At 38.4% G+C, this 1233-nt stretch carries 2 protein-coding genes; one reads left to right on the plus strand and one right to left on the minus strand.

Annotation, left to right across the window (positions count from 1 at the left end; translation table 11 throughout):
- Positions 1 to 371 (plus strand): IS200/IS605 family transposase (locus COX77_00940; protein PIZ99653.1); only part of this gene is annotated, 371 nt, incomplete at its 5' end.
- Positions 372 to 408: 37 nt separating this feature from the next.
- Here COX77_00940 and COX77_00945 read toward each other — a convergent pair.
- On the minus strand, positions 409 to 1233 hold an 825-nt coding region (locus COX77_00945), incomplete at its 5' end, for a DNA repair protein RadA (GenBank protein ID PIZ99654.1).

The raw sequence follows: 1233 nt of genomic DNA on the forward strand, positions 1-1233 counted from the left end.
TATTAAAGTACCGGAAGGAGATCTTTAACAAGGGAACATTTGAGTATTTTCGTATTAAACTACAAGAAATACGCAAGTATTATCCTGTGGTTGAAATATTGAAAGTAAACCATGATAAGGATCATGTTCACTTTCTCCTTTCTAATCCTCCCACGATGAGTGTTGGAAGAGTGGTGAATATTATCAAAAGCAATACGGGTAAGAAAATACGAGAAAAGTTCCCGTTCTTAAAGGAAGTATATTACGCTTCCTCAGGAATATGGTCAGATGGATATTTTGTTTCCACAGTAGGAATAAACGAAGAGATGGTTAGAAAGTATGTTGAGAATCAAGGCAGAGAGGACAGTGGGCAAGCGAAGCTTGGATTGTGACACTACCCGAACACCACGGGCTTACGCCCGTGGTGTTTTATTTTTGAATTATTTTTTCAACAACTTCTTGAACATTTTTTATTGGTGCAATTTTTAAACCAATAATTTTTGGTAATTTTGAAGATAATGGCACAACTGCTATTTCTAATCCTAAGTTTTTTATTTCCGTTAACCTTTTTTCAGTATGATTAACTGGTCTAACTTCACCGCTTAAACCAACTTCACCAAAGGCCGCTAGGCCAGGGGGAAGAGTTTTATCTTTTAGCCCAGAAGCAACCGCTAGGATAACCGCTAGATCAGCAGCTGGTTCATTGGCTGTTAGGCCACCAACGACATTTAAAAAGACATCATAAGATTCAAGTGGTAGCCCAGCTCTGCGAGAGAGGACTCCGATTAAAACTTGCAGTCTATTTAAATCAAAACCAGAAGCGCGACGCTGTGGGAATCCAAAATTGGTTTTGGTTACTAATGCTTGTATTTCTATTAGCATTGGTCTAGTGCCTTCCATAACAGCTGTTATGATTGTTCCTGAAACAGGTTCGTTTCTTTCAGAGATCATTGCGGCAGATGGGTTTTTTACTTCTTCTAGTCCATTTTTTTCCATAGTAAATACACCAACCTCATCGGTTGGTCCAAAACGATTTTTAGCTGCACGTAGAATACGGAAATCATGGAAGCGATCACCTTCAAGGTAAAGGACTGTGTCTACTAAATGTTCTAAAGTTTTTGGACCAGCGACCGTTCCATCTTTAGTTACTTGTCCCACCAAAACAAAAGTAATATTATTTTTTTTTGCTGCTTCCATCAGTTTTACAGTACAAGCACGTACTTGAGAAATATTACCTGCCTCACCTTCAATTTC

The sequence above is a fragment of the Candidatus Komeilibacteria bacterium CG_4_10_14_0_2_um_filter_37_10 genome, from assembly GCA_002793075.1.
GTDB lineage: Bacteria > Patescibacteriota > Patescibacteriia > UBA1558 > UBA1558 > UM-FILTER-37-10.